This window comes from Pseudomonas promysalinigenes (genome assembly GCF_014269025.2).
GTDB lineage: Bacteria > Pseudomonadota > Gammaproteobacteria > Pseudomonadales > Pseudomonadaceae > Aquipseudomonas > Aquipseudomonas promysalinigenes.
This window is the reverse complement of sequence record NZ_CP077094.1, coordinates 4758254-4776391: the sequence shown is the minus strand read 5'-3', so window position 1 is coordinate 4776391 and position 18138 is coordinate 4758254. Positions and strand designations below refer to the sequence as shown.

22 protein-coding genes are annotated in these 18138 nt (G+C 61.7%); 10 read left to right on the top strand and 12 right to left on the bottom strand.

The features are described 5' to 3' along the window. Window positions 1-47 precede the first annotated feature (47 nt). Window positions 48-1403, bottom strand: a complete 1356-nt coding sequence (locus tag HU725_RS21595; protein WP_186476252.1) for a M16 family metallopeptidase — start codon at window positions 1401-1403, stop codon at window positions 48-50. 231 nt (window positions 1404-1634) lie between these two features. Here HU725_RS21595 and ftsY point away from each other — a divergent pair, with 231 nt between their 5' ends. The 4 genes from ftsY to rpoH all read left to right on the top strand — a co-directional run bounded on the left by ftsY (window position 1635) and on the right by rpoH (window position 5823). Then, window positions 1635-3161: a signal recognition particle-docking protein FtsY gene (gene ftsY / locus HU725_RS21590; RefSeq protein ID WP_186476253.1), complete on the top strand. Its 1527-nt coding sequence runs from the start codon at window positions 1635-1637 to the stop codon at window positions 3159-3161. Between the two features lie 2 nt (window positions 3162-3163). Then, window positions 3164-3835, top strand: a complete 672-nt coding sequence (ftsE, locus tag HU725_RS21585) for a cell division ATP-binding protein FtsE (protein WP_060480077.1) — start codon at window positions 3164-3166, stop codon at window positions 3833-3835. Further along, complete coding sequence (gene ftsX / locus HU725_RS21580; RefSeq protein ID WP_186476254.1) at window positions 3832-4857, top strand: permease-like cell division protein FtsX; 1026 nt, start codon at window positions 3832-3834, stop codon at window positions 4855-4857. Before ftsE ends, ftsX begins: the two co-directional genes overlap by 4 nt. Before the next feature lie 111 nt (window positions 4858-4968). Further along, window positions 4969-5823 carry an RNA polymerase sigma factor RpoH gene (gene rpoH, locus HU725_RS21575; protein ID WP_060480079.1) on the top strand — a complete coding sequence of 285 codons (855 nt, stop codon included), beginning with the start codon at window positions 4969-4971 and terminating at the stop codon, window positions 5821-5823. A 151-nt stretch (window positions 5824-5974) separates the two neighbouring features. On the opposite strand, the gene mtgA is transcribed toward rpoH, so the two are convergent. Then, window positions 5975-6685, bottom strand: coding sequence for a monofunctional biosynthetic peptidoglycan transglycosylase (gene mtgA, locus HU725_RS21570; protein ID WP_060480086.1), 711 nt, complete (start codon window positions 6683-6685; stop codon window positions 5975-5977). Between the two features lie 64 nt (window positions 6686-6749). On the opposite strand from mtgA, the gene HU725_RS21565 reads away from it, so the two are divergent. From HU725_RS21565 to trmB, 4 genes are all read left to right on the top strand, one after another. Further along, window positions 6750-7121 carry a DUF423 domain-containing protein gene (locus HU725_RS21565; protein ID WP_060480080.1) on the top strand — a complete coding sequence of 124 codons (372 nt, stop codon included), beginning with the start codon at window positions 6750-6752 and terminating at the stop codon, window positions 7119-7121. Window positions 7122-7223: 102 nt separating this feature from the next. Continuing rightward, window positions 7224-7424 (top strand): sulfur carrier protein ThiS, encoded by a 201-nt coding sequence (thiS, locus tag HU725_RS21560; protein WP_060480087.1) that lies wholly within the window; start codon window positions 7224-7226, stop codon window positions 7422-7424. A 53-nt stretch (window positions 7425-7477) separates the two neighbouring features. Beyond that, window positions 7478-8290, top strand: coding sequence for a thiazole synthase (locus HU725_RS21555; RefSeq protein WP_027920973.1), 813 nt, complete (start codon window positions 7478-7480; stop codon window positions 8288-8290). Between the two features lie 9 nt (window positions 8291-8299). After that, window positions 8300-9022: a tRNA (guanosine(46)-N7)-methyltransferase TrmB gene (gene trmB, locus HU725_RS21550; protein ID WP_186476255.1), complete on the top strand. Its 723-nt coding sequence runs from the start codon at window positions 8300-8302 to the stop codon at window positions 9020-9022. 162 nt (window positions 9023-9184) lie between these two features. Here trmB and HU725_RS21545 read toward each other — a convergent pair whose 3' ends face one another. The 9 genes from HU725_RS21545 to HU725_RS21505 form a co-directional block, all read right to left on the bottom strand. Beyond that, window positions 9185-9511, bottom strand: a complete 327-nt coding sequence (locus HU725_RS21545) for a DUF3392 family protein (RefSeq protein ID WP_027920975.1) — start codon at window positions 9509-9511, stop codon at window positions 9185-9187. A 9-nt stretch (window positions 9512-9520) separates the two neighbouring features. Further along, window positions 9521-10696, bottom strand: a complete 1176-nt coding sequence (hemW, locus tag HU725_RS21540; protein ID WP_186476256.1) for a radical SAM family heme chaperone HemW — start codon at window positions 10694-10696, stop codon at window positions 9521-9523. Next, a complete protein-coding gene (gene rdgB, locus HU725_RS21535) occupies window positions 10693-11289 on the bottom strand; it encodes an RdgB/HAM1 family non-canonical purine NTP pyrophosphatase (protein WP_186476257.1) in 597 nt (198 codons plus the stop codon). The genes hemW and rdgB overlap by 4 nt, the downstream gene beginning before the upstream one ends. Further along, on the bottom strand, window positions 11286-11723 hold the full coding sequence (locus HU725_RS21530; protein WP_060479870.1) for a DUF4426 domain-containing protein: 438 nt from the start codon (window positions 11721-11723) through the stop codon (window positions 11286-11288). The genes rdgB and HU725_RS21530 overlap by 4 nt, the downstream gene beginning before the upstream one ends. A gap of 22 nt (window positions 11724-11745) precedes the next feature. After that, window positions 11746-12366: a methionine biosynthesis protein MetW gene (gene metW, locus HU725_RS21525; protein ID WP_186476258.1), complete on the bottom strand. Its 621-nt coding sequence runs from the start codon at window positions 12364-12366 to the stop codon at window positions 11746-11748. 7 nt (window positions 12367-12373) lie between these two features. After that, a complete protein-coding gene (gene metX / locus HU725_RS21520; RefSeq protein ID WP_060479872.1) occupies window positions 12374-13513 on the bottom strand; it encodes a homoserine O-succinyltransferase MetX in 1140 nt (379 codons plus the stop codon). 98 nt (window positions 13514-13611) lie between these two features. Then, a complete protein-coding gene (locus HU725_RS21515; protein WP_186476259.1) occupies window positions 13612-14202 on the bottom strand; it encodes a YggT family protein in 591 nt (196 codons plus the stop codon). A 10-nt stretch (window positions 14203-14212) separates the two neighbouring features. Continuing rightward, window positions 14213-15031, bottom strand: coding sequence for a pyrroline-5-carboxylate reductase (gene proC / locus HU725_RS21510; RefSeq protein WP_186476260.1), 819 nt, complete (start codon window positions 15029-15031; stop codon window positions 14213-14215). Between the two features lie 38 nt (window positions 15032-15069). Next, window positions 15070-15756 carry a YggS family pyridoxal phosphate-dependent enzyme gene (locus HU725_RS21505; protein WP_060479875.1) on the bottom strand — a complete coding sequence of 229 codons (687 nt, stop codon included), beginning with the start codon at window positions 15754-15756 and terminating at the stop codon, window positions 15070-15072. 66 nt (window positions 15757-15822) lie between these two features. Between HU725_RS21505 and HU725_RS21500 the strand changes: the two genes are divergently transcribed. Beyond that, window positions 15823-16821, top strand: coding sequence for a type IV pilus twitching motility protein PilT (locus HU725_RS21500; protein WP_186476261.1), 999 nt, complete (start codon window positions 15823-15825; stop codon window positions 16819-16821). A 74-nt stretch (window positions 16822-16895) separates the two neighbouring features. On the opposite strand, the gene HU725_RS21495 is transcribed toward HU725_RS21500, so the two are convergent. Beyond that, window positions 16896-17525 carry a C40 family peptidase gene (locus HU725_RS21495; RefSeq protein ID WP_186476262.1) on the bottom strand — a complete coding sequence of 210 codons (630 nt, stop codon included), beginning with the start codon at window positions 17523-17525 and terminating at the stop codon, window positions 16896-16898. Between the two features lie 166 nt (window positions 17526-17691). On the opposite strand from HU725_RS21495, the gene HU725_RS21490 reads away from it, so the two are divergent. Further along, window positions 17692-18111 carry an NINE protein gene (locus HU725_RS21490; RefSeq protein ID WP_060479878.1) on the top strand — a complete coding sequence of 140 codons (420 nt, stop codon included), beginning with the start codon at window positions 17692-17694 and terminating at the stop codon, window positions 18109-18111. The last annotated feature ends 27 nt before the right edge of the window (window positions 18112-18138 follow it).

The window sequence follows — 18138 nt, the reverse complement described above, 5'->3', positions numbered from 1 at the left end:
GCGCGATGATGCACGAGCCGATCAAGGGGTAGCGTAGTGCGCTGCGGTCACTCATGAGCGGACTCCTCGGGCAAAACATGGGCAACGCTCAGGCGTTCGCGGGTGAAATAAGTGCGTGCGGCGTTCTGCACGTCTTGCGGGGTGACCTGCTTGAGTTCGTCCAGCTCGCTGTCGATCAGTTTCCAGGACAGGCCGACCGTCTCCAGCTGGCCAATGGTGGTGGCCTGACTGCTGATTGAGTCACGGTCGTAGACCAGCCCGGCGATCACTTGGGCACGCACGCGCTCCAGTTCCTCGGCACTTGGGGCAGTTGCCTTGAGCTCGTCGAGCAGCTTCCAAACGCCTTTTTCTACGTCGGCCAGGGTTTTCTGCTTCTGCACATTGGGCGTTGCCGAGATCAGGAACAAGCTGTCACCGCGGGTGAAGGCGTTGTAGCTGGACGAGGCGCCGGCCACCAACTCCTGACCGCGCTCGAGGCGAGCAGGCATGCGCGCGCTGTAGCCGCCGTCGAGCAGTGCCGAGATCAGCCGCAAGGCGTGGACGGTGCGCGGGTCCTTGGCGGTTGCCAGGCTTGGAACGTTGAACCCGTAGATCAGGCTAGGCAGCTGTGTGCGCACATGCAGCGTCAGCACACGCTGGCCGGGCTCGGCAAGCTCGAGCGGAAGTTTGGCCGGCGGCACGGCGCGCTTGGGAATGCTGCCGAAATACTTCTGTGCCAGCGTCTTGACTTCGTCGGCGGTGACATCGCCGACGACCACCAGTGTGGCGTTGTTCGGCGCGTACCAAGACTCGTACCAATGACGCAGTTCTTCGACTTTCATGCGGTCCAGGTCAGCCATCCAACCGATGGTCGGCGTGTGATAGCCGCTGGCAGGGAAGGCCATGGCACGGAACAGTTCGAAGGCTTTGGCACTGGGCTGATCGTCGGTGCGCAGGCGGCGCTCTTCTTTGATGACTTCGATTTCGCGGGCGAACTCGTCAGCCGGTAAGCGCAAACTCGCCAGACGATCGGCCTCCAGCTCCAAGGCAACCGGCAGACGGTCGCGGGCCAGGACTTGGTAATAAGCGGTGTAGTCATCGCTGGTAAAGGCGTTTTCTTCTGCACCTATGTCGCGCAGGATGCGCGAGGCCTCGCCTGGCCCGACCTTGGCGCTGCCCTTGAACATCATATGTTCAAGGGCATGGGACAAGCCGGTCTGCCCGGGCGTCTCGTAGCTGGAACCGACCTTGTACCAGATCTGGGATACCACCACTGGCGCGCGGTGGTCTTCGCGCACGACCACTTTCAGGCCATTGTCGAGGATAAATTCGTGGGTGGGTTGCACGTCGGCGGCAAAAGCCACGAGCGGCAGGCAGAGCGTGCTGAGCAACAGGCCAGCGGCACGGCGGGCTAGGGCATTCATACGGTGATTAACCTGTTCGGCGGCCCGCTGGTTTAGCGTCTGCGGGCCAGGAGGTGCTAGGATACTGATCCGGTTGCCTGGCGACCATGCCTGTCGCCGTTCTGGCCCACAGGACCTTAAGACAAAACATTGCGCATGAACCAGTCGGATTCAAAATAGTCTGTTCTGCGTTTAGAGAATTCCCGATGCGCCAGTTGCTGGCCCATCGCTACCCTGAGATAGCCGTCTTCCATGTTTGGTTCCAACGACGACAAAAAAGCGCCGGCCGAGGCTGGCGAGAAGAAAGGCCTGTTCAGCTGGTTTCGCAAGAAGCCGCAGCAACCTGTCGCCGAACAGCCTCAAACGCCCGAGCCTCAAGCGCCCGAGGTGCAGCCGGCCGAACCTGTAGCGCCGCAGCCTGCCCCCGAGCAAGCGCAGGAGGAGGCGCCGCAGCCCGAACCTGCCGCCCCGGTAGTGCAGGCGCCCGTGCCAGAGTCTGTCGCTTCAGCGCCTGCGCGCGAGCCAGAATCTGTACCTGAACCGGTCCCTGCTGAACCTGCGGTGGCGTCTGCGCCGCTGGTTGCACCTGAGCCTGTGGTTTCCACCCCCTCACAAGCCGCGCTGCCAGAGGCCGCTGCGGTGGTTGAGCAGCCTGCGCCTGTCAGCAACCTGGTGTTGCCGGTTGCCGAAGAGCCGGTCGCGTTGGTCCCGGATCTTGAGCCAAAGGCACCGCCGGTAATACCGGAACGCCCGGCGCCTGAGCCGGCGGTTGTCGCCCCGGTTGCGGCTCCTGTGCCAATGGAGCCTGAGCCGGTTGCCGTGGTTGCCGCGCCGCTCGCCACCGAGCAGTCCAAGCCCGGCTTCTTTGCCCGCCTCAAGCAAGGCCTGTCCAAGACCAGCGCCAGTATCGGCGAGGGCATGGCCAGCCTGTTCCTGGGCAAAAAGGTCATCGATGACGACTTGCTCGACGAAATCGAAACCCGTTTGCTGACCGCCGACGTGGGCGTGGAGGCTACCTCCGCCATTGTTCAGAACCTGACGCAGAAGGTCGCCCGCAAGCAGTTGGCCGATGCCGACGCGCTTTACAAGTCGCTGCAGGAAGAGCTTGCCGCCCTGTTGCGTCCGGTCGAGCAACCGCTCAAGGTCCAGGCGCAGAACAAGCCCTACGTGATTCTGGTGGTTGGCGTGAACGGCGCCGGCAAGACCACCACCATCGGCAAGTTGGCCAAGAAGCTACAGCTCGAGGGCAAGAAAGTGATGCTGGCTGCCGGTGATACGTTCCGTGCCGCTGCTGTCGAGCAGTTGCAGGTCTGGGGCGAACGCAACCAGATCCCGGTGATTGCCCAGCACACTGGCGCCGATTCCGCTTCGGTGATCTTCGACGCCGTGCAGGCCGCCAAGGCCCGTGGCGTGGATGTGCTGATCGCTGACACTGCCGGGCGCCTGCACACTAAAGACAACCTGATGGAAGAGCTCAAGAAGGTTCGCCGGGTGATCGGCAAGCTCGATGCCGATGCGCCGCACGAGGTGCTGCTGGTGCTGGATGCCGGCACCGGGCAGAACGCTATCAGCCAGGCCAAGTACTTCAACCAGAGCGTCGAATTGACAGGCCTTGCCCTGACCAAGCTGGACGGCACGGCCAAAGGCGGGGTGATCTTCGCCCTGGCCAAGCAATTCAAGCTGCCCATCCGCTTCATCGGGGTGGGTGAAGGCATCGATGACCTGCGCACATTCGAAGCCGAGCCGTTCGTCAAGGCTCTGTTCGCCGAGCGAGACTGACCATGATCCGATTCGAACAGGTTGCCAAGCGCTACCCCAATGGCCATGTCGGCTTGCATGAGCTGAGTTTCCGGGCGCGCCGGGGCGAATTCCTGTTCGTCACCGGCCACTCGGGTGCGGGCAAGAGTACGTTGCTGCGCCTGCTGCTGGCCATGGAGCGCCCCACGAGTGGCAAACTGCTGCTGGCCGGGCAAGACCTAGGGCAGATCAGCAACGCCCAGATCCCGTTCCTGCGCCGGCAGATCGGCGTGGTGTTCCAGAACCATCAACTGCTGTTCGACCGCACAGTGTTCAACAACATCGCCTTGCCACTGCAAATCCTCGGCCTTTCCAAGGCCGAGATCGCCAAGCGCGTGGACTCTGCGCTGGAGCGTGTTTCGCTGGCGGACAAAGGCGAGCTGTTCCCGGCGGACCTGTCCACCGGCCAGCAACAGCGGGTCGGTATTGCCAGGGCCATCGTCCACCAGCCGGCGTTGCTGCTGGCCGATGAGCCCACCGGTAACCTCGACCCACGTCTGGCGGCCGAGATCATGGGCGTGTTCGAGGACATCAACCGCTTGGGCACCACCGTTCTGATCGCCAGTCACGACCTGGCACTGATTGCGCGCATGCGCCACCGTATGCTGACGTTGCAGCGCGGCCGTCTGATCGGCGATGGGGAGGCCGGGCAATGAGCACTACACGTACACCCAAGGTTTCCGAGCGCGTCGCGCCCAAGGCCGCCGACCCGCAGCCGGCGAAGAAAAAGGGCGGCGATCACGACGACGGCCCGGATTTTCGCACCTTGCTGCACGCCTGGCTGGAGAGCCACCGGGCCAGCCTTGCCGACAGCCTGCGGCGCCTGGGCAAACAACCTATCGGTAGCTTCTTCACCTGCCTGGTGATGGCGGTGGCTTTGAGCATGCCCATGGGCCTGTCGTTGCTGCTCAAGAATATCGAAGTGCTAGGGGGCTCCTGGCAGCGTGCTGCGCAGATTTCGCTGTACCTGAAGCTCGATGCCGGTAGCCAGCAGGGCGAGGCCTTGCGCGATGAGATCAAGCGCATGCCGGGTGTTGCCGATGCCCAGTACGTGAGCCCCGGGCAGGCCCTTGAGGAGTTCCAGCAGCAATCCGGGCTGGGCGAAGCGCTGCGCGAGCTGCCTGACAACCCGTTGCCCGGGGTGGTGGTGGTGACCCCTACCGAAGTCGACAAGCCCGCCCTCGAAGCCCTGCGTCAGCGCCTGTCGGAATTGCCGCGAGTCGAGAATGCGCAGTTGGACCTGGTCTGGGTGGAGCGCCTGGCGGCGATCCTCAAACTGGGTGATCGCTTCGTCTTCGGCCTGGCGGTGATGCTGATTTCTGCGCTGTTGTTAGTAATCGGTAACACAATTCGTCTACATATCGAAAACCGCCGTATCGAGATCGAAGTCATCAAGCTGGTCGGTGGCACCGACAGCTACGTACGCCGGCCTTTCCTGTACATGGGAGCCTTGTATGGCCTGGGTGCAGGGGTACTGGCCTGGGCAATTCTGGCATTCGGCCTGAACTGGCTGAACGAGGCCGTGATAGGGCTCTCGGGGCTGTATGGCAGTGACTTCGCATTGGGCGGGGTGCCCGCTTCCGATGGTCTGTCGCTCTTGATCGGAGCGGTGTTGTTGGGGTATATCGGTGCATGGATCGCAGTCGCTCGCCATTTGAACGAGTTGGCCCCGCGATAGTTTTTACCTGCCAGCATTGACACGTTGTTCACGGCTGAACTTGTACGGTCGTGCCGTGTCTATGTTGGTAGTGCTCACAAGGCGCAAATTCAGTAAGTCGGAGGTTCTTGAATGACCACATCGTTGCAACCTGCCTATGCCCTGGTGCCCGGTGCAAACCTGGAAGCCTATGTGCACACGGTCAACAGCATCCCGCTGTTGTCTGTCGAGCAGGAGCGTGATCTGGCCGAGCGTCTCTATTACGAGCAGGATCTTGAGGCCGCTCGGCAAATGGTGATGGCCCACCTGCGTTTCGTCGTACATATCGCACGTAGCTATGCTGGCTACGGGCTGGCCCAGGCCGACCTGATCCAGGAAGGTAACGTTGGCCTGATGAAAGCGGTAAAGCGTTTCAACCCTGAAATGGGTGTGCGCCTGGTGTCTTTCGCCGTGCACTGGATCAAGGCAGAGATCCACGAGTTCATCCTGCGCAACTGGCGCATCGTCAAGGTGGCTACCACCAAGGCGCAACGCAAGCTGTTCTTCAACCTGCGTAGCCAGAAGAAGCGCTTGGCTTGGCTCAATAATGACGAGGTGCACCGCGTGGCTGAAAGCCTCGGTGTTGAGCCCCGTGAAGTGCGCGAGATGGAAAGCCGCCTGAGCGGCCAGGACATGGCCTTCGACCCGGCGGCAGAAGCCGATGACGACAGCGCATTCCAGTCGCCTGCCCATTACCTTGAAGACCACCGCTACGACCCGGCTGTGCAGTTGGAAGATGCCGACTGGAGTGACAACTCCACTAGCAATCTGCACGAAGCCCTGCAAGGGCTGGATGATCGCAGTCGCGATATCCTCTATCAGCGCTGGTTGGCTGAGGAAAAAGCTACCTTGCACGAGCTGGCTGAGAAGTACAGCGTTTCGGCTGAGCGGATCCGCCAGTTGGAGAAGAATGCGATGAACAAGGTCAAGGCGCTGATCACCATCTGATTGCGCCAAGTTACGCTGAAAAGCCGCTTATCCGAGGAGGATGAGCGGCTTTTTCGTTTGTGCTGGTTTTATCACCCTCTTGGCGGGTGCACTGCAACAGCTAATGGTCAGTAGCGAACCTGTGGGCGCGGGCTTACCCGCGAAGAGTGCATCAAGGCCTGCGCGTCGAGTCGAGTTGCATGAGGTAGCTCGGCCCACCCAGCTGACTCATCTGCCGACGAATCCAGCCCGCTCGACTTGCGACATAGGCACTGGGCCTGCTGGCGCTCCATTTGATCGGGCTCGGCAGCACTGCGGCCAATTGAGCCGCCTGCTGGCGGGTCAGTTGGCTGGCATCGACGCCAAAGTGGTATCGGGCCGCGGCCTGGGCGCCGAATATACCTTTGCCCCATTCGGCGCTGTTCAGGTACACCTCAAGGATGCGCTCCTTGGGCCAGAATAATTCGAGCAGTGCGGTGAACCAGGCCTCCAGCCCCTTACGAAACCAGCTGCGCCCCGACCACAGGAACAGATTCTTGGCCACCTGCTGGGTCAGGGTGCTGGCACCGCGAATACTGCCCCCGCGCTCGTTGTAAGCCAGCGCCGCTTGGATGGCCGGTATGTCGAACCCCCAATGGCTGGCGAACTTCTGGTCTTCACCGGCGATTACCGCAACTTTCAACTCGTCTGAGATGTTTTCCCATGGCTCCCAGTCGCGCTGCAGCTCGATCGGTTCGCCACTCACCCAGGACTGCACTTTGCGCTCGATCATCAATGCGCTGCCTGGCGGTGGAACCCAGCGAAACACCAGCACCAGTACGATGCTGCCGGCAGCGAACCAGAGCAGGGCACGGGCGAGGCGACGAAGAATGGATGACAGCATGGCGATGGCTTGGCCGGACCAGTGGAACGGGCCATTATACAGACCCGATAGAAGGAGTCGTCCCATGCTTCGCAGCTTCCTCATGCTCGCCGCCTTTTTCGGCTTCACAGGCGTCGCACTTGGCGCGTTCGCCGCGCACGGGCTCAAGAACCGCCTCAGCGCCGACTATTTGGCAATCTTCCACACCGGGGTGACCTACCAATTGGTACACGCTTTGGCGATCTTCGGCGTCGCCGTGCTTTCGGTGCACCTGCCAGGGCGCCTGGTCGGCTGGGCCGGCGGTCTGTTCGCCGTCGGTATCGTGCTGTTCTCCGGTAGCCTGTATGTGCTGACCCTGACAGGCATCAGCAAGCTTGGGGTGATCACTCCTATCGGTGGCCTATGCATGCTCGCCGGCTGGCTGACCCTAGGCCTGGCTGCCTGGCGCCTTGGCTGACCAAGCGGTCCACAATCGCGACTAATGGTGTGCAGTGCCCTTGGGTTCGCGCGTGGATCGGCGCTAGAATGCGGGCCCCAAAGTACAATGGTGGCCGTGCGCATGCGCATTCAACTGAACGGTGAACCTTACGAACTGCCCGCTGGCGAGAGCGTTGCGGCGCTGCTTGCTCGCCTGGAACTGACCGGGCGCCGGGTGGCGGTGGAACTCAACCTGGATATCGTGCCGCGCAGCCAGCACGACAGCACGCCGCTCAATGAGGGCGACCAGGTCGAAGTGGTCCACGCCATCGGTGGCGGCTGAGCACTCTCCGGCAATTCACCCGATAGCCTGCAACCCTTTCCAGAGGAACATCGATGAGCAACGTTCGCAGCGACAAGCCTTTCATCCTGGCCGGGCGCACTTTCCAGTCGCGCCTGCTGGTGGGCACCGGCAAGTACCGTGACATGGAAGAAACCCGCCTGGCAACCGAGGCTTCGGGTGCCGAGATCGTCACCGTGGCCGTACGCCGGACCAACCTGGGCCAGAATGCAGGCGAGCCGAACCTGCTCGACGTGCTGTCGCCTGACAAGTACACCATCCTGCCCAATACCGCCGGTTGTTTCGACGCGGTCGAGGCAGTGCGTACCTGCCGCCTGGCTCGCGAGCTGCTCGATGGGCACAAGTCCCACGAGTCGCGCACACTGGTGAAACTGGAAGTTTTGGCCGACCAGAAAACCCTGTTCCCCAACGTGATCGAAACCCTCAAGGCCGCAGAAGTGCTGGTCAAGGACGGCTTCGACGTAATGGTGTACACCAGCGACGATCCGATCATTGCCCGTCAGTTGGCAGAAGCTGGCTGCATCGCGGTGATGCCACTGGCTGGCCTGATTGGTACTGGCTTGGGTATCTGTAATCCGTACAACCTGCAGATCATCCTCGAGGAGTCCAAGGTGCCCGTGCTGGTCGACGCTGGCGTAGGCACGGCCTCCGACGCCACCATCGCTATGGAAATGGGCTGTGAGGCCGTACTGATGAACTCGGCCATTGCTCACGCACAGCAGCCGGTGTTGATGGCCGAGGCAATGAAGCACGCCATCCTCGCCGGTCGTATGGCCTATTTGGCCGGCCGCATGCCGAAAAAACTTTATGCCAGCGCATCTTCGCCGCTGGATGGTCTGATCAAGTAAGAGCCCCTGATGACTGACTCGCAAGATACGCCGATCTCCGCCGACGGCGACCAGCGCCCACACCGCCGCATCAAGAGTTTCGTGATGCGTGCCGGGCGCATGACCGAAGGCCAGCAACGTGGCCTCGACCAGGGCGGCCCGCAGTTCATCCTACCGCTGGCCGACAGCCCGGTGGACTACGACCAGGTATTCGGCCGTTCGGCGCCGCGTACCTTGGAGATTGGCTTCGGCATGGGGCACTCCCTGCTGGAAATGGCCGCCGCTGCGCCGGAGCAGGACTTCATCGGTGTCGAAGTGCACCGTCCGGGTGTCGGCGCGCTGCTCAACGGCGTGCTGACTCAGGGCCTGACGAACCTGCGGGTGTACGACTGCGATGCGATTGAAGTACTCAACCGCTGCGTAGCCGACAACAGCCTTGACCGTCTGATGCTGTTCTTCCCGGACCCGTGGCACAAGGCGCGTCACCACAAGCGCCGTATCGTGCAACTGGAGTTTGCCGAGTTGGTACGGCGCAAGCTCAAGCCCGGCGGCGTGTTCCACATGGCCACCGACTGGGAGCCTTACGCTGAGTACATGCTCGAAGTGATGAGCGCCGCTGCGGGGTATCGCAACCAGGCTGACGACGGTACTTACGTGCCGCGCCCGCAGGAGCGCCCGATCACCAAGTTCGAGCGTCGTGGCGAACGCCTGGGCCATGGGGTCTGGGATCTGAAGTTCGAGAAGGTGGACTGACCGGCGTATCAAGCCTTTCGATACGCCGCAGTGATCACGGGCTTTGGCCCGTGTTCGCGGTGAACCCGCTCCCTTAGCGCCCATGCTTTGAGGTGATGCTCGACCAGCGGGAGCGGCTTGCGCCGTTATGAGGCCGGCCCAGGCTGACACGCTGGTGGCGCCTCACCCTCGGCGATCAGCCACCACGCCAATCAGCACCAGCACCACCAGCAACACCGGTGCCAGCGCATAGTTGTTGAATTGCCCCAACCCCTTCACCACCCAGGGGGTAGCATAGATCAGCGCCGCACCACTGCCGATCATCACCAGTGCCGCCATCACCGGCACGCGCAGCGCACCCGCCAGAGCGCCCAGGCGCTGGTCTACCCAACCTTTGATATCGGTGCCGAACAACACCAGCAGGCAGCCTACCAAGGCAAGGGAAATCTCAGACAGATTGCTGCGGCTCCAGCGAGAAACCGTAGCGAGCAGATCGAGTACCAGATCCATGGGTCTTCCTTAGGTCAAGAAATACTGCAGCAGGTCATTGAGGAACAGCTGGCCTCGCGGTGTGGCTACCAGCCGATTCGGTTCGACTTGCAAAAGACCCTTTTGTTCGGCAGCACGTCGTGCTTCGGCCAGCTGCGCCAGGGGCAGCCCGGTGCGCTGGGTGAACAGCTCGGCCTCCACGCCATCGGTCAGGCGCAGCGCATTCATCAGGAACTCGAACGGTAGCTCCTCTACGGGTAACAGCTTTTCGCCGGCCTTGAATGGCTTGGCCAGATTCAGGTAATCCTTTGGCAGGCGGGTCTTCCAGGTACGCAGGATGCGGCCGTCGGCAAACGTCAGCTTGCCGTGGGCGCCGGCACCGATGCCAATGAAGTCGCCAAAGCGCCAGTAGTTGAGATTGTGCTGGGCGGCCCGATCAGCCTGAGCATAGGCCGATACTTCGTACTGCTTGAAGCCGTTGGCTGCCATCAGCGCCTGGCCCGCCTCCTGGATGTCCCAGAGGATATCGTCCTCTGGTAGTTCCGGTGGCTGGTTCCAGAACACCGTATTTGGCTCGACGGTCAGCTGGTACCACGACAGATGGGTAGGGCCGAGGTCGATGGCCTGCTGCAGATCGCCCAAGGCATCGTCAAGCGATTGCTCGGGCAGGCCGTGCATCAGGTCCATGTTGAAGTTGTCGAAGCCAGCAGCGCGCGCCATGCCGGCAGCGCGAACCGCTTCGTCACCATTGTGGATGCGCCCTAGCGCCTGAAGCTTGGCAGGCTGAAAGCTCTGCACCCCGATCGACAGGCGGTTGATGCCCGTTTGCCGATAGGCCTTGAATTTCTCTTGCTCGAAGGTCCCCGGGTTGGCCTCCAGGGTGATCTCGATGTCCGATGCGAACGGGATGCGCTGCTCGACCCCGCGCAGCAGGCGCCCCAGGGCATTGGCACTGAACAGGCTAGGCGTACCGCCCCCGAAGAAGATCGACGACAGGGGCCTCCCCTGGACGGCAGCCAGCTCCAGATCGAGGTCGGTCAACAGCGCGTCGACGTATGCCTCTTCTGGTAGCTCAGGCCCCGCGGCATGGGAGTTGAAATCGCAATACGGGCATTTGCGTACACACCACGGAATGTGGATGTACAGCGCCAGCGGCGGCAGGCTGGTCATTGCTGCCACGCAGCGTTGGGACTGCGCTGCGATCATGCCAGGCCCAGACGTTGGCGCAGCAGGGCCATGGCGCGGGCGCGATGGCTGAGCTGGTTTTTATCCACAGGTGCGAGGTCAGCGCTGGAGCACTGGCGCTCAGGCACCCAGAACAGCGGATCATAGCCGAAACCATGCTCCCCGCTGGCCTCGAACAGGATGCTGCCGTGCCACAAGCCTTCGCAAAGAATCGGCAGCGGATCGTCGGCGTGGCGTACCAGCGCCAGCACGCAGACGAACTGTGCGCCGCGCTGGTCTTGTGGCACATCCTTCAACGCATCGAGCAGTTTGGCGTTGTTGGCTGCATCACCCTTGCCGTCCGCGTAGCGCGCCGAGTAGATGCCTGGCGCACCGCCAAGAAAGTCCACCGCTAGGCCTGAGTCGTCGGCCAGCGCCGGCAAGCCGGAAATCCGCGCGGCGTTACGCGCCTTGAGGATGGCGTTTTCCACGAACGACAGGCCGGTTTCTTCGGGTTCGACCTGGCTGAACTCGCCAATCGAACGCAGCTGCACCGACTGGCCGAGCATCGCCTGAAGTTCCTTGAGTTTGCCAGCGTTATGGCTGGCCAGTACGAGTTGCTGGAGATTCATCATTCGCCTGGGAAGACTTCCTGGTTGAAACTAAGTGAATGGCTGACCCCGCCGGTTTCGACCGTGATGTCGAAGGTCAGGGTCTGGGCCTGCTCGATTTTGAACTGAGCGATGTAATACACCGCGCCGTGTTCGGTCATCTGCTTGAATGACAGCGCGCTGGTGCGGCCGGTCAGGTCTTTGACAGTGCCGCTGACCACCGCCGTAGAAGGCTTGTTGCCCTTGAGCACGGCAATGTTGAGCACGCCCTGGTTCTTGCTGCGGTTCAGCCCGGCGGCAGCGGCAATGTCCGGTTGCAGCATGCTTGAGGTGAAAGCGCTGTAGTGCACCGTAACGTCGCCGAAGACTTCCTTGCGCTCGGGGCGAGCAGCTTCGGACGCCAGTGCTGGCAGAGCCAGGCACAGGCTGATCAGTAACAGGGCTAGGCGACGACGCATGGTGCGATTCCTCCGGAAAGCGTCAGACCGCCAGGTGGTGCTCCCGCAAGCCCGGGCTGCTGACACGGTAGATGCCGATTTCACCCAGAAGATTAGGCCAAAGCCGGCCAGCCCACCCGTTGCGATGCAAATGGTCGACGGCTAGGCGGTCCAGCACCTTGGCCCGGCGCTCGCGGCACAGCTGTTCGAAGTCGGCGAACGTGCAGAAGTGGATGTTCGGCGTGTTGTACCAGGTGTAGGGCATGAAGTCCGACACTGGCATGCGGCCCTTGGTGGCCAGATACCAACGGCAGCGCCAATGACCGAAGTTGGGGAAGGTGATGATGCACTGGCGGCCCACTCGCAGCATTTCGTCGAGGATGCGGTCAGGATACTCCACAGCCTGCAGGGCCTGGGTCATGACCACAACGTCGAAGCTGTTGCTGGCGAAGTTGCCCAGGCCTTTGTCCAGGTCCTGCTCGATGACGTTGACACCTTTAGCCACGCAAGCGGCGATATTGTCGGCGTCGATCTCCAGGCCATAGCCGGTGACCTGCTTGCGGTCACGCAACGAGGCCAGAAGCTCGCCACTGCCGCAGCCCAGGTCCAGTACCCGGCTGCCGGCGGGAATCCACTCGTGGATGATTTCCAGGTCGGCTCTCATGCTGTCCTCAGATGACGATGCGGTTCATGTAGTTCGCGAAACCCTGCATGTAGCGAGGCGTGGGGATCAGGAAGGCATCGTGCCCATAAGGTGAATCGATCTCCAGGTAGCAGACGTTCTTGCGTGCGGCCATCAAGGCATCGACGATCTCTCGCGAGCGGGCCGGCGAGAAGCGCCAGTCGGTGGTGAACGAGATGATGCAGTAATCGGCTTTGACGTGGCTCAGGGTGGCCGCCAGGTCGCCGCCTTGGGCAGCGGCCGGGTCGAAATAGTCTAGAGCCTTGGTCATCAACAGGTAAGTATTGGCGTCGAAACGGCCGGAAAACTCCTCGCCCTGATAGCGCAAGTAGCTTTCGACCTGGAATTCGACGCTGTGGAAGTCGTAGTTGAGTTTGTCGCTTTTCAGTTCACGGCCAAACTTCTCACCCATCGAGTCATCGGATAGGTAAGTGATGTGGCCGACCATACGTGCCAGCATCAGGCCACGTTTGGGAATCACACCTTGATCCTGGAACGAGCCGCCGTGAAACTCAGGGTCGGTGAGGATGGCCTGGCGTGCGACCTCGTTGAAAGCGATGTTCTGCGCCGACAGCTTGGGCGCCGAGGCGATGTCTACACAATGACGCACACGCTCGGGGTAGGTGATGGTCCATTGCAGCGCCTGCATGCCACCGAGGCTGCCGCCGACGATCGCAGCCCACTGGCCGATGCCCAGGCGGTCGGCCAGCCGTGCCTGGCTGTGTACCCAGTCTTGCACCGTCAGCACCGGAAATTCGGCGCCGTAGGGCTTGCCGGTAGCCGGGTTGGTGCTGCTTGGGCCGGTGCTGCCGTTGCAGCCACCGAGGTTGTTCAGGCTGACCACGAAGAAGCGATTGGTATCGATCGGCTTGCCAGGGCCGATGCAGCTATCCCACCAGCCTGGCTTGCGGTCGGTGGTGGCGTGGTAGCCAGCAGCGTGGTGGTGGCCGGACAGTGCATGGCAGATCAGCACGGCATTGCTCGCGCTGGGGTTCAGTGTGCCGTAGGTCTCGTAGACCAGTTCATAGCTGTTCAGCGAACGGCCGCAGGCCAGGGCCAGCGGTTCATCGAACCTGGCAATCTGAGGTGTAACCAGACCGACGGAATCTTCGGGAAGGACAGTGGACATCGACCCTGCTCACGCTTGACGGAGGCGTAAGTCTAAAGAGCGCTACCCCCAGCGGCAAGCGAAGGCTTGCCTCTGGAGGCAACAGCAGGGCCAGGTCCTTAGATCATGCGCCACAGTTCTTGTGGCATGCCTGCGTAGGCCGCCAGCGGAGGCATGACGAACGACTGGATCACCTGGATCGCCAGGAAGGCGAAGATCGGCGATATGTCCATGCCGCCCAGGTTGGGCACGATGCGGCGGAAGGGCGCCAGCACCGGCTCGCTGATCTGCCAGGCAAGCTCGGCAGCGGGGTTGTGGCTGTTAGGGGCAACCCACGAGACGATCACCATGACAATCATCGCCACCCAGAAGATTTTCAGGAACAGCGAGGTGACCCCGATGATGGCCCACGTCAGCAGGTGCAGGATGTCGCCGAAGGTGCCGTAGGTGACCATCAACACGAAGCCCATCAACAGCGCCTGAATCACGATCGCCAGCAGCAGCGAGGAAGTGTCCAGGCCAGCGGTGCTCGGAATTATTCGACGGATCGGCTTGAGCAGCGGCTGGGTGGCGCGCACGGCGAACTGGCTCAAGGGGTTGTAGAAGTTGGCCTTCACCAGCTGCAGCACGAAGCGCAGCAGCACGATCACCAGATACAGGCTGACCAGGGTTTGCACCACGAAGATCGCGGCGCCGGACAGTGCATTCATCGACAGCTCCTTATTTGCCCAGTTGTTCGGCCAGCTCTGCAGACCGTTTTGACGCCGCTTGCAACGCCTGCTCGACGATGGCCTCGAAGCCATTGCCCTGGAACGACTTGATGGCCGCTTCGGTGGTGCCGGCTGGCGAGGTGACACGACGGCGCAGTTCAGCGGCATCGACATCGCTGGCGACCGCCATGTGGGCTGCGCCCAAGGCGGTTTGCAGGGTCAGCTCAGAGGCGATTTCGCGAGGTAGCCCCAATTTTTCGCCGGCAGCGGTCATTGCCTCGATCAGCAGGAAAAAGTAGGCCGGGCCGCTGCCGGATACCGCAGTGACCGCGTCCAGTTGCTGCTCCTGCTCAAGCCACAGGGCGGCACCGACCGCCGACAGCAGCTGTTCGGCCTGCTGACGTTGTTCGGCGGATACCTGGGCGGTGGCATAAAGGCCGCTGACGCCTTGGCGCAGTAGGGCCGGCGTATTGGGCATGCAACGCACCAGCGCAACATCGCCAAGCCAGGCCTGCAGGCTGGCGCAAGTGATGCCGGCGGCGATGGAGACAATCAGTTGCCCCGCTTTGAGGTTTGGCTTGAGCGCCGCGCACACATCTTTCATGACCTGCGGTTTGACCGCCAGCACGATGACGTCGGCGCCCTCGACAGCCTGGGCGTTGTCTTCGAACGCCTCGATACCGTGTTCGGCCTGGATGCGGGTGCGGGTGTCGGCGCCCGGGTCGCTGGCACGGATCTGCGCCGCGTCCAGGCCTTGGGCACGCAGGCCACCGATCAGGCTGGCGGCCATGTTGCCGGCGCCGATAAAGGCGATACGTGTCTTGCTCATGTCAGGTCCTTGAAGGAAAGAGTGAGTAAAGCATGGAATCAGGCGGGGCCGTACTGGCGGGCGCCGAACAGGGCGGTACCGATACGTACCCAGGTCGCTCCCTGGGCGATGGCTGCCTCCAGATCGTGGCTCATGCCCATCGACAGGGTATCGAGGCCAAGGTCCAGGCCTTGTTGGAGCTGGCGCAGGCTGGCAAAGGCCGCCTCCTGGATGGTGCGATCTTCGCTGGGCTCAGGTATCGCCATCAGCCCCCGCAGGCGCAGATTCGGCAATGCCGCCACCGCCTTGGCCAGCGCTGGCAGGTCGGCAGGGGCGCAACCGGACTTGCTGTCTTCGCCGCTGACGTTCACCTGCAGGCAGATGTTCAGCGGCGCCAGGCCCGCAGGGCGCTGCTCGGACAGGCGTTGGGCGATCTTCAAGCGGTCCACGGAGTGTACCCAGTCGAAATGTTCGGCAATGGCTTTGGTCTTGTTCGACTGAATGGGGCCGATGAAGTGCCAGATCAAGGGCAGGTCGCGCAGTTCCGCTTGCTTGGCCAGTGCCTCTTGCAGGTAGTTTTCACCCACGTCGCGCACACCGGCGGCGTGGATTTCGCGGATGGCAGCGGCGGGTTTGGTTTTGCTGACCGCCAGCAGCTGCACGCTGCCCGGCTCACGCCCGGCGGCCTGGGTTGCATCGTGGATTCGGGCGGCAAGGGCGCGAAGGTTGTCTGCTATGGTGGACATGGATCGATGCCGTCTGCTCTGAAGATCTTCGGCATTCTACCTGCTTGATGGCTATTGGGGAGTCTCATGGATGTGACCGACCTGTTGGCCCGGGCCATGGATGCAAGGGCTAGCGACCTGCACCTGGCAACGGGCGAGGTACCGATGCTGCGCGTGGATGGGGCGTTACGGCGCATGCCGCTGCCAGAGATTACGGCAGCCGCGTTGGGCGATGCGATAACGCCCTTGCTCGATCAGAACCAGTGCCGGCAATGGCAGCATGGCGATGAGCTGGACCTGGCCTTGCAGTTACCTGGCCTGGGGCGATTTCGTCTCAATCTGTTTCGGCAGTTCAATGGTCTGGCCGCCACCATCAGGCTGATTGCTCAGCGCATAGCCTGCGTGGATGAGCTCGACCTCGAGGAAGTGTATCAAGCTGTTGCGCGATATTCGGATGGGCTTGTGCTGGTAGGCGGCCCGACCGGCAGCGGCAAGTCAAGCACCCTGGCGGCCTTGGTCGACCGGCTGAACCGGGAGCGGGCGCTGCACATCATCACGCTTGAAGACCCCATCGAAGTTATCCACACCAGCCAATGCAGCCTGATCAACCAGCGTGAAGTTGGCCGGCACTGCCGCGACTTCGCGCAAGGCTTGCGCAGTGCGCTACGTCAGGACCCCGATGTGATCATGATTGGCGAGCTGCGCGATCTGGAAACCATCCGCTTGGCGTTGCGTGCCGCAGAGACCGGCCATCTGGTGCTGGCCACGGTGCATACGCGCTCTGCTGCAGGCAGCATCGATCGGTTGGTCGAGGTTTTCGAGGCGCCGGAAAAGCCGCTGGTAAGGTCCATGCTGGCAGAGTCATTACGCTTGGTGGTGGCGCAAGCGCTGGTCAAGCGGGTGGGTGGTGGCCGTGTCGCGGCGCGTGAGGTGCTGGCGGCGACACCTGCTGTGCGCAATCTGGTGCGCGAGGGGCGCATGGCGCAGTTATGTTCGGTGATGCAGGCCGGGGCGGCGGAGGGCATGCGGACGATGGAGGGAGCGATTCGGGGGCTGAGGGAGCGCGGGTTGATTAGTGACCCGTAGCGGCTGTGCTGACGTACAGCGGGTGAACCTGCTCCTACAGGGCTTGTGGGAGCGGTTCACTCGCGCTGATCAGATCAGCGTTTGGCCAGGCTCAGTGCTTGCTGTTCTTTTGGCAGTACACGTTTGGCCACTACATAGTGCTGCTGCCAGTACGGCTTGCTCAAGGTGTCGATGCTCACCCGCTTGCCCCTGCGAGGCGCGTGGATGAAGCGATCGTTACCCAGGTAGATGGCAACGTGGTTCACACGGCGGCTTTTGATGTTGAAGAAAATCAGGTCGCCGGGCTTGAGGTCGCTTTTGGCGACTTTCACGCCGTGGCCTTGAGCCATGGCATTGGAGGTGCGCGGCAGGTCGACGTCAGCCACATCATTGAACGCGTACTTTACCAACCCGCTGCAATCGAAACCTTTTTTCGGGTTGCTGCCGCCCCAAACATAAGGAGTACCTAGCACATTGACTGCACGGCTCAGTACATTGCTGCTCTGTTTGGGCGACATGGCTGCAACAGCAGGCAGGTGGTGACTTTTGCTCGAAGAGGCCGAGCGTGCGCGCAGCGAGGTTTGCTTGGTGGGCGCGTGTTTCACCGATGCATTGCTGGTGTAACCGGTGAAGCCATTGGGAAGACGTTGCTCACGGTTGGTGGCGTGGGCGGCCAGGGGCAATAATAGGCAGAGGGTCAGCCATGTCTTGAATAAAGGCGGCATAGATGAAGCTCTTATGAGTGATTATGTGTTTGGCGGGCAACTTTATAACAGCTTTTTGACTCCTTTCTGGGCCGTTGGTCGATTGTCATGTTGCCGTACGTCGCCCTGCGGCGAAAAAGTCACAACTTTTTTTAGAAAATTTTCGGATAACCCACGAGGGCTATGAATGAACAGTTATCAACAGGGCGTGCCGTATCACGACACCCACAGCAAGGTCATTGGCTACCTGTTGTGGATTTTCGGCTTTACCGGGTCTCACCGTTTCTACTACGGCAAGCCCATTACCGGGACGATCTGGTTCTTCACGCTGGGCCTGCTCGGCATCGGCTGGCTGATCGACCTGTTCCTGATCCCGTCGATGGACCGTGAGGCGGACATGCGCTTCCAATCGGGCCGTATCGACTACAACATCGCCTGGATACTGCTGACCTTCCTCGGCATTTTCGGCGTACACCGTCTTTACCAGGGCAAGTGGATCACGGCGATCATCTACTTCTTTACCGGCGGCCTGTTCCTCGTTGGGGTGCTCTACGATTTCTGGACCCTCAACGGCCAGATTTCCGAAGCCAACGCCCGCAATCGCTAAACGCCTGCGCGTAAAAAAGGCCTTGTC

Excerpts from the sequence above, each read along its gene's own strand:
- HU725_RS21595 (WP_186476252.1), bottom strand. The coding sequence starts at position 1,403 with ATGAATGCCCTAGCCCGCCGTGCCGCTGGCCTGTTGCTCAGCACGCTC.
- ftsY (WP_186476253.1), top strand. The coding sequence starts at position 1,635 with ATGTTTGGTTCCAACGACGACAAAAAAGCGCCGGCCGAGGCTGGCGAG.
- ftsE (WP_060480077.1), top strand. The coding sequence starts at position 3,164 with ATGATCCGATTCGAACAGGTTGCCAAGCGCTACCCCAATGGCCATGTC.
- ftsX (WP_186476254.1), top strand. The coding sequence starts at position 3,832 with ATGAGCACTACACGTACACCCAAGGTTTCCGAGCGCGTCGCGCCCAAG.
- rpoH (WP_060480079.1), top strand. The coding sequence starts at position 4,969 with ATGACCACATCGTTGCAACCTGCCTATGCCCTGGTGCCCGGTGCAAAC.
- mtgA (WP_060480086.1), bottom strand. The coding sequence starts at position 6,685 with ATGCTGTCATCCATTCTTCGTCGCCTCGCCCGTGCCCTGCTCTGGTTC.
- HU725_RS21565 (WP_060480080.1), top strand. The coding sequence starts at position 6,750 with ATGCTTCGCAGCTTCCTCATGCTCGCCGCCTTTTTCGGCTTCACAGGC.
- thiS (WP_060480087.1), top strand. The coding sequence starts at position 7,224 with ATGCGCATTCAACTGAACGGTGAACCTTACGAACTGCCCGCTGGCGAG.
- HU725_RS21555 (WP_027920973.1), top strand. The coding sequence starts at position 7,478 with ATGAGCAACGTTCGCAGCGACAAGCCTTTCATCCTGGCCGGGCGCACT.
- trmB (WP_186476255.1), top strand. The coding sequence starts at position 8,300 with ATGACTGACTCGCAAGATACGCCGATCTCCGCCGACGGCGACCAGCGC.
- HU725_RS21545 (WP_027920975.1), bottom strand. The coding sequence starts at position 9,511 with ATGGATCTGGTACTCGATCTGCTCGCTACGGTTTCTCGCTGGAGCCGC.
- hemW (WP_186476256.1), bottom strand. The coding sequence starts at position 10,696 with ATGATCGCAGCGCAGTCCCAACGCTGCGTGGCAGCAATGACCAGCCTG.
- rdgB (WP_186476257.1), bottom strand. The coding sequence starts at position 11,289 with ATGATGAATCTCCAGCAACTCGTACTGGCCAGCCATAACGCTGGCAAA.
- HU725_RS21530 (WP_060479870.1), bottom strand. The coding sequence starts at position 11,723 with ATGCGTCGTCGCCTAGCCCTGTTACTGATCAGCCTGTGCCTGGCTCTG.
- metW (WP_186476258.1), bottom strand. The coding sequence starts at position 12,366 with ATGAGAGCCGACCTGGAAATCATCCACGAGTGGATTCCCGCCGGCAGC.
- metX (WP_060479872.1), bottom strand. The coding sequence starts at position 13,513 with ATGTCCACTGTCCTTCCCGAAGATTCCGTCGGTCTGGTTACACCTCAG.
- HU725_RS21515 (WP_186476259.1), bottom strand. The coding sequence starts at position 14,202 with ATGAATGCACTGTCCGGCGCCGCGATCTTCGTGGTGCAAACCCTGGTC.
- proC (WP_186476260.1), bottom strand. The coding sequence starts at position 15,031 with ATGAGCAAGACACGTATCGCCTTTATCGGCGCCGGCAACATGGCCGCC.
- HU725_RS21505 (WP_060479875.1), bottom strand. The coding sequence starts at position 15,756 with ATGTCCACCATAGCAGACAACCTTCGCGCCCTTGCCGCCCGAATCCAC.
- HU725_RS21500 (WP_186476261.1), top strand. The coding sequence starts at position 15,823 with ATGGATGTGACCGACCTGTTGGCCCGGGCCATGGATGCAAGGGCTAGC.
- HU725_RS21495 (WP_186476262.1), bottom strand. The coding sequence starts at position 17,525 with ATGCCGCCTTTATTCAAGACATGGCTGACCCTCTGCCTATTATTGCCC.
- HU725_RS21490 (WP_060479878.1), top strand. The coding sequence starts at position 17,692 with ATGAACAGTTATCAACAGGGCGTGCCGTATCACGACACCCACAGCAAG.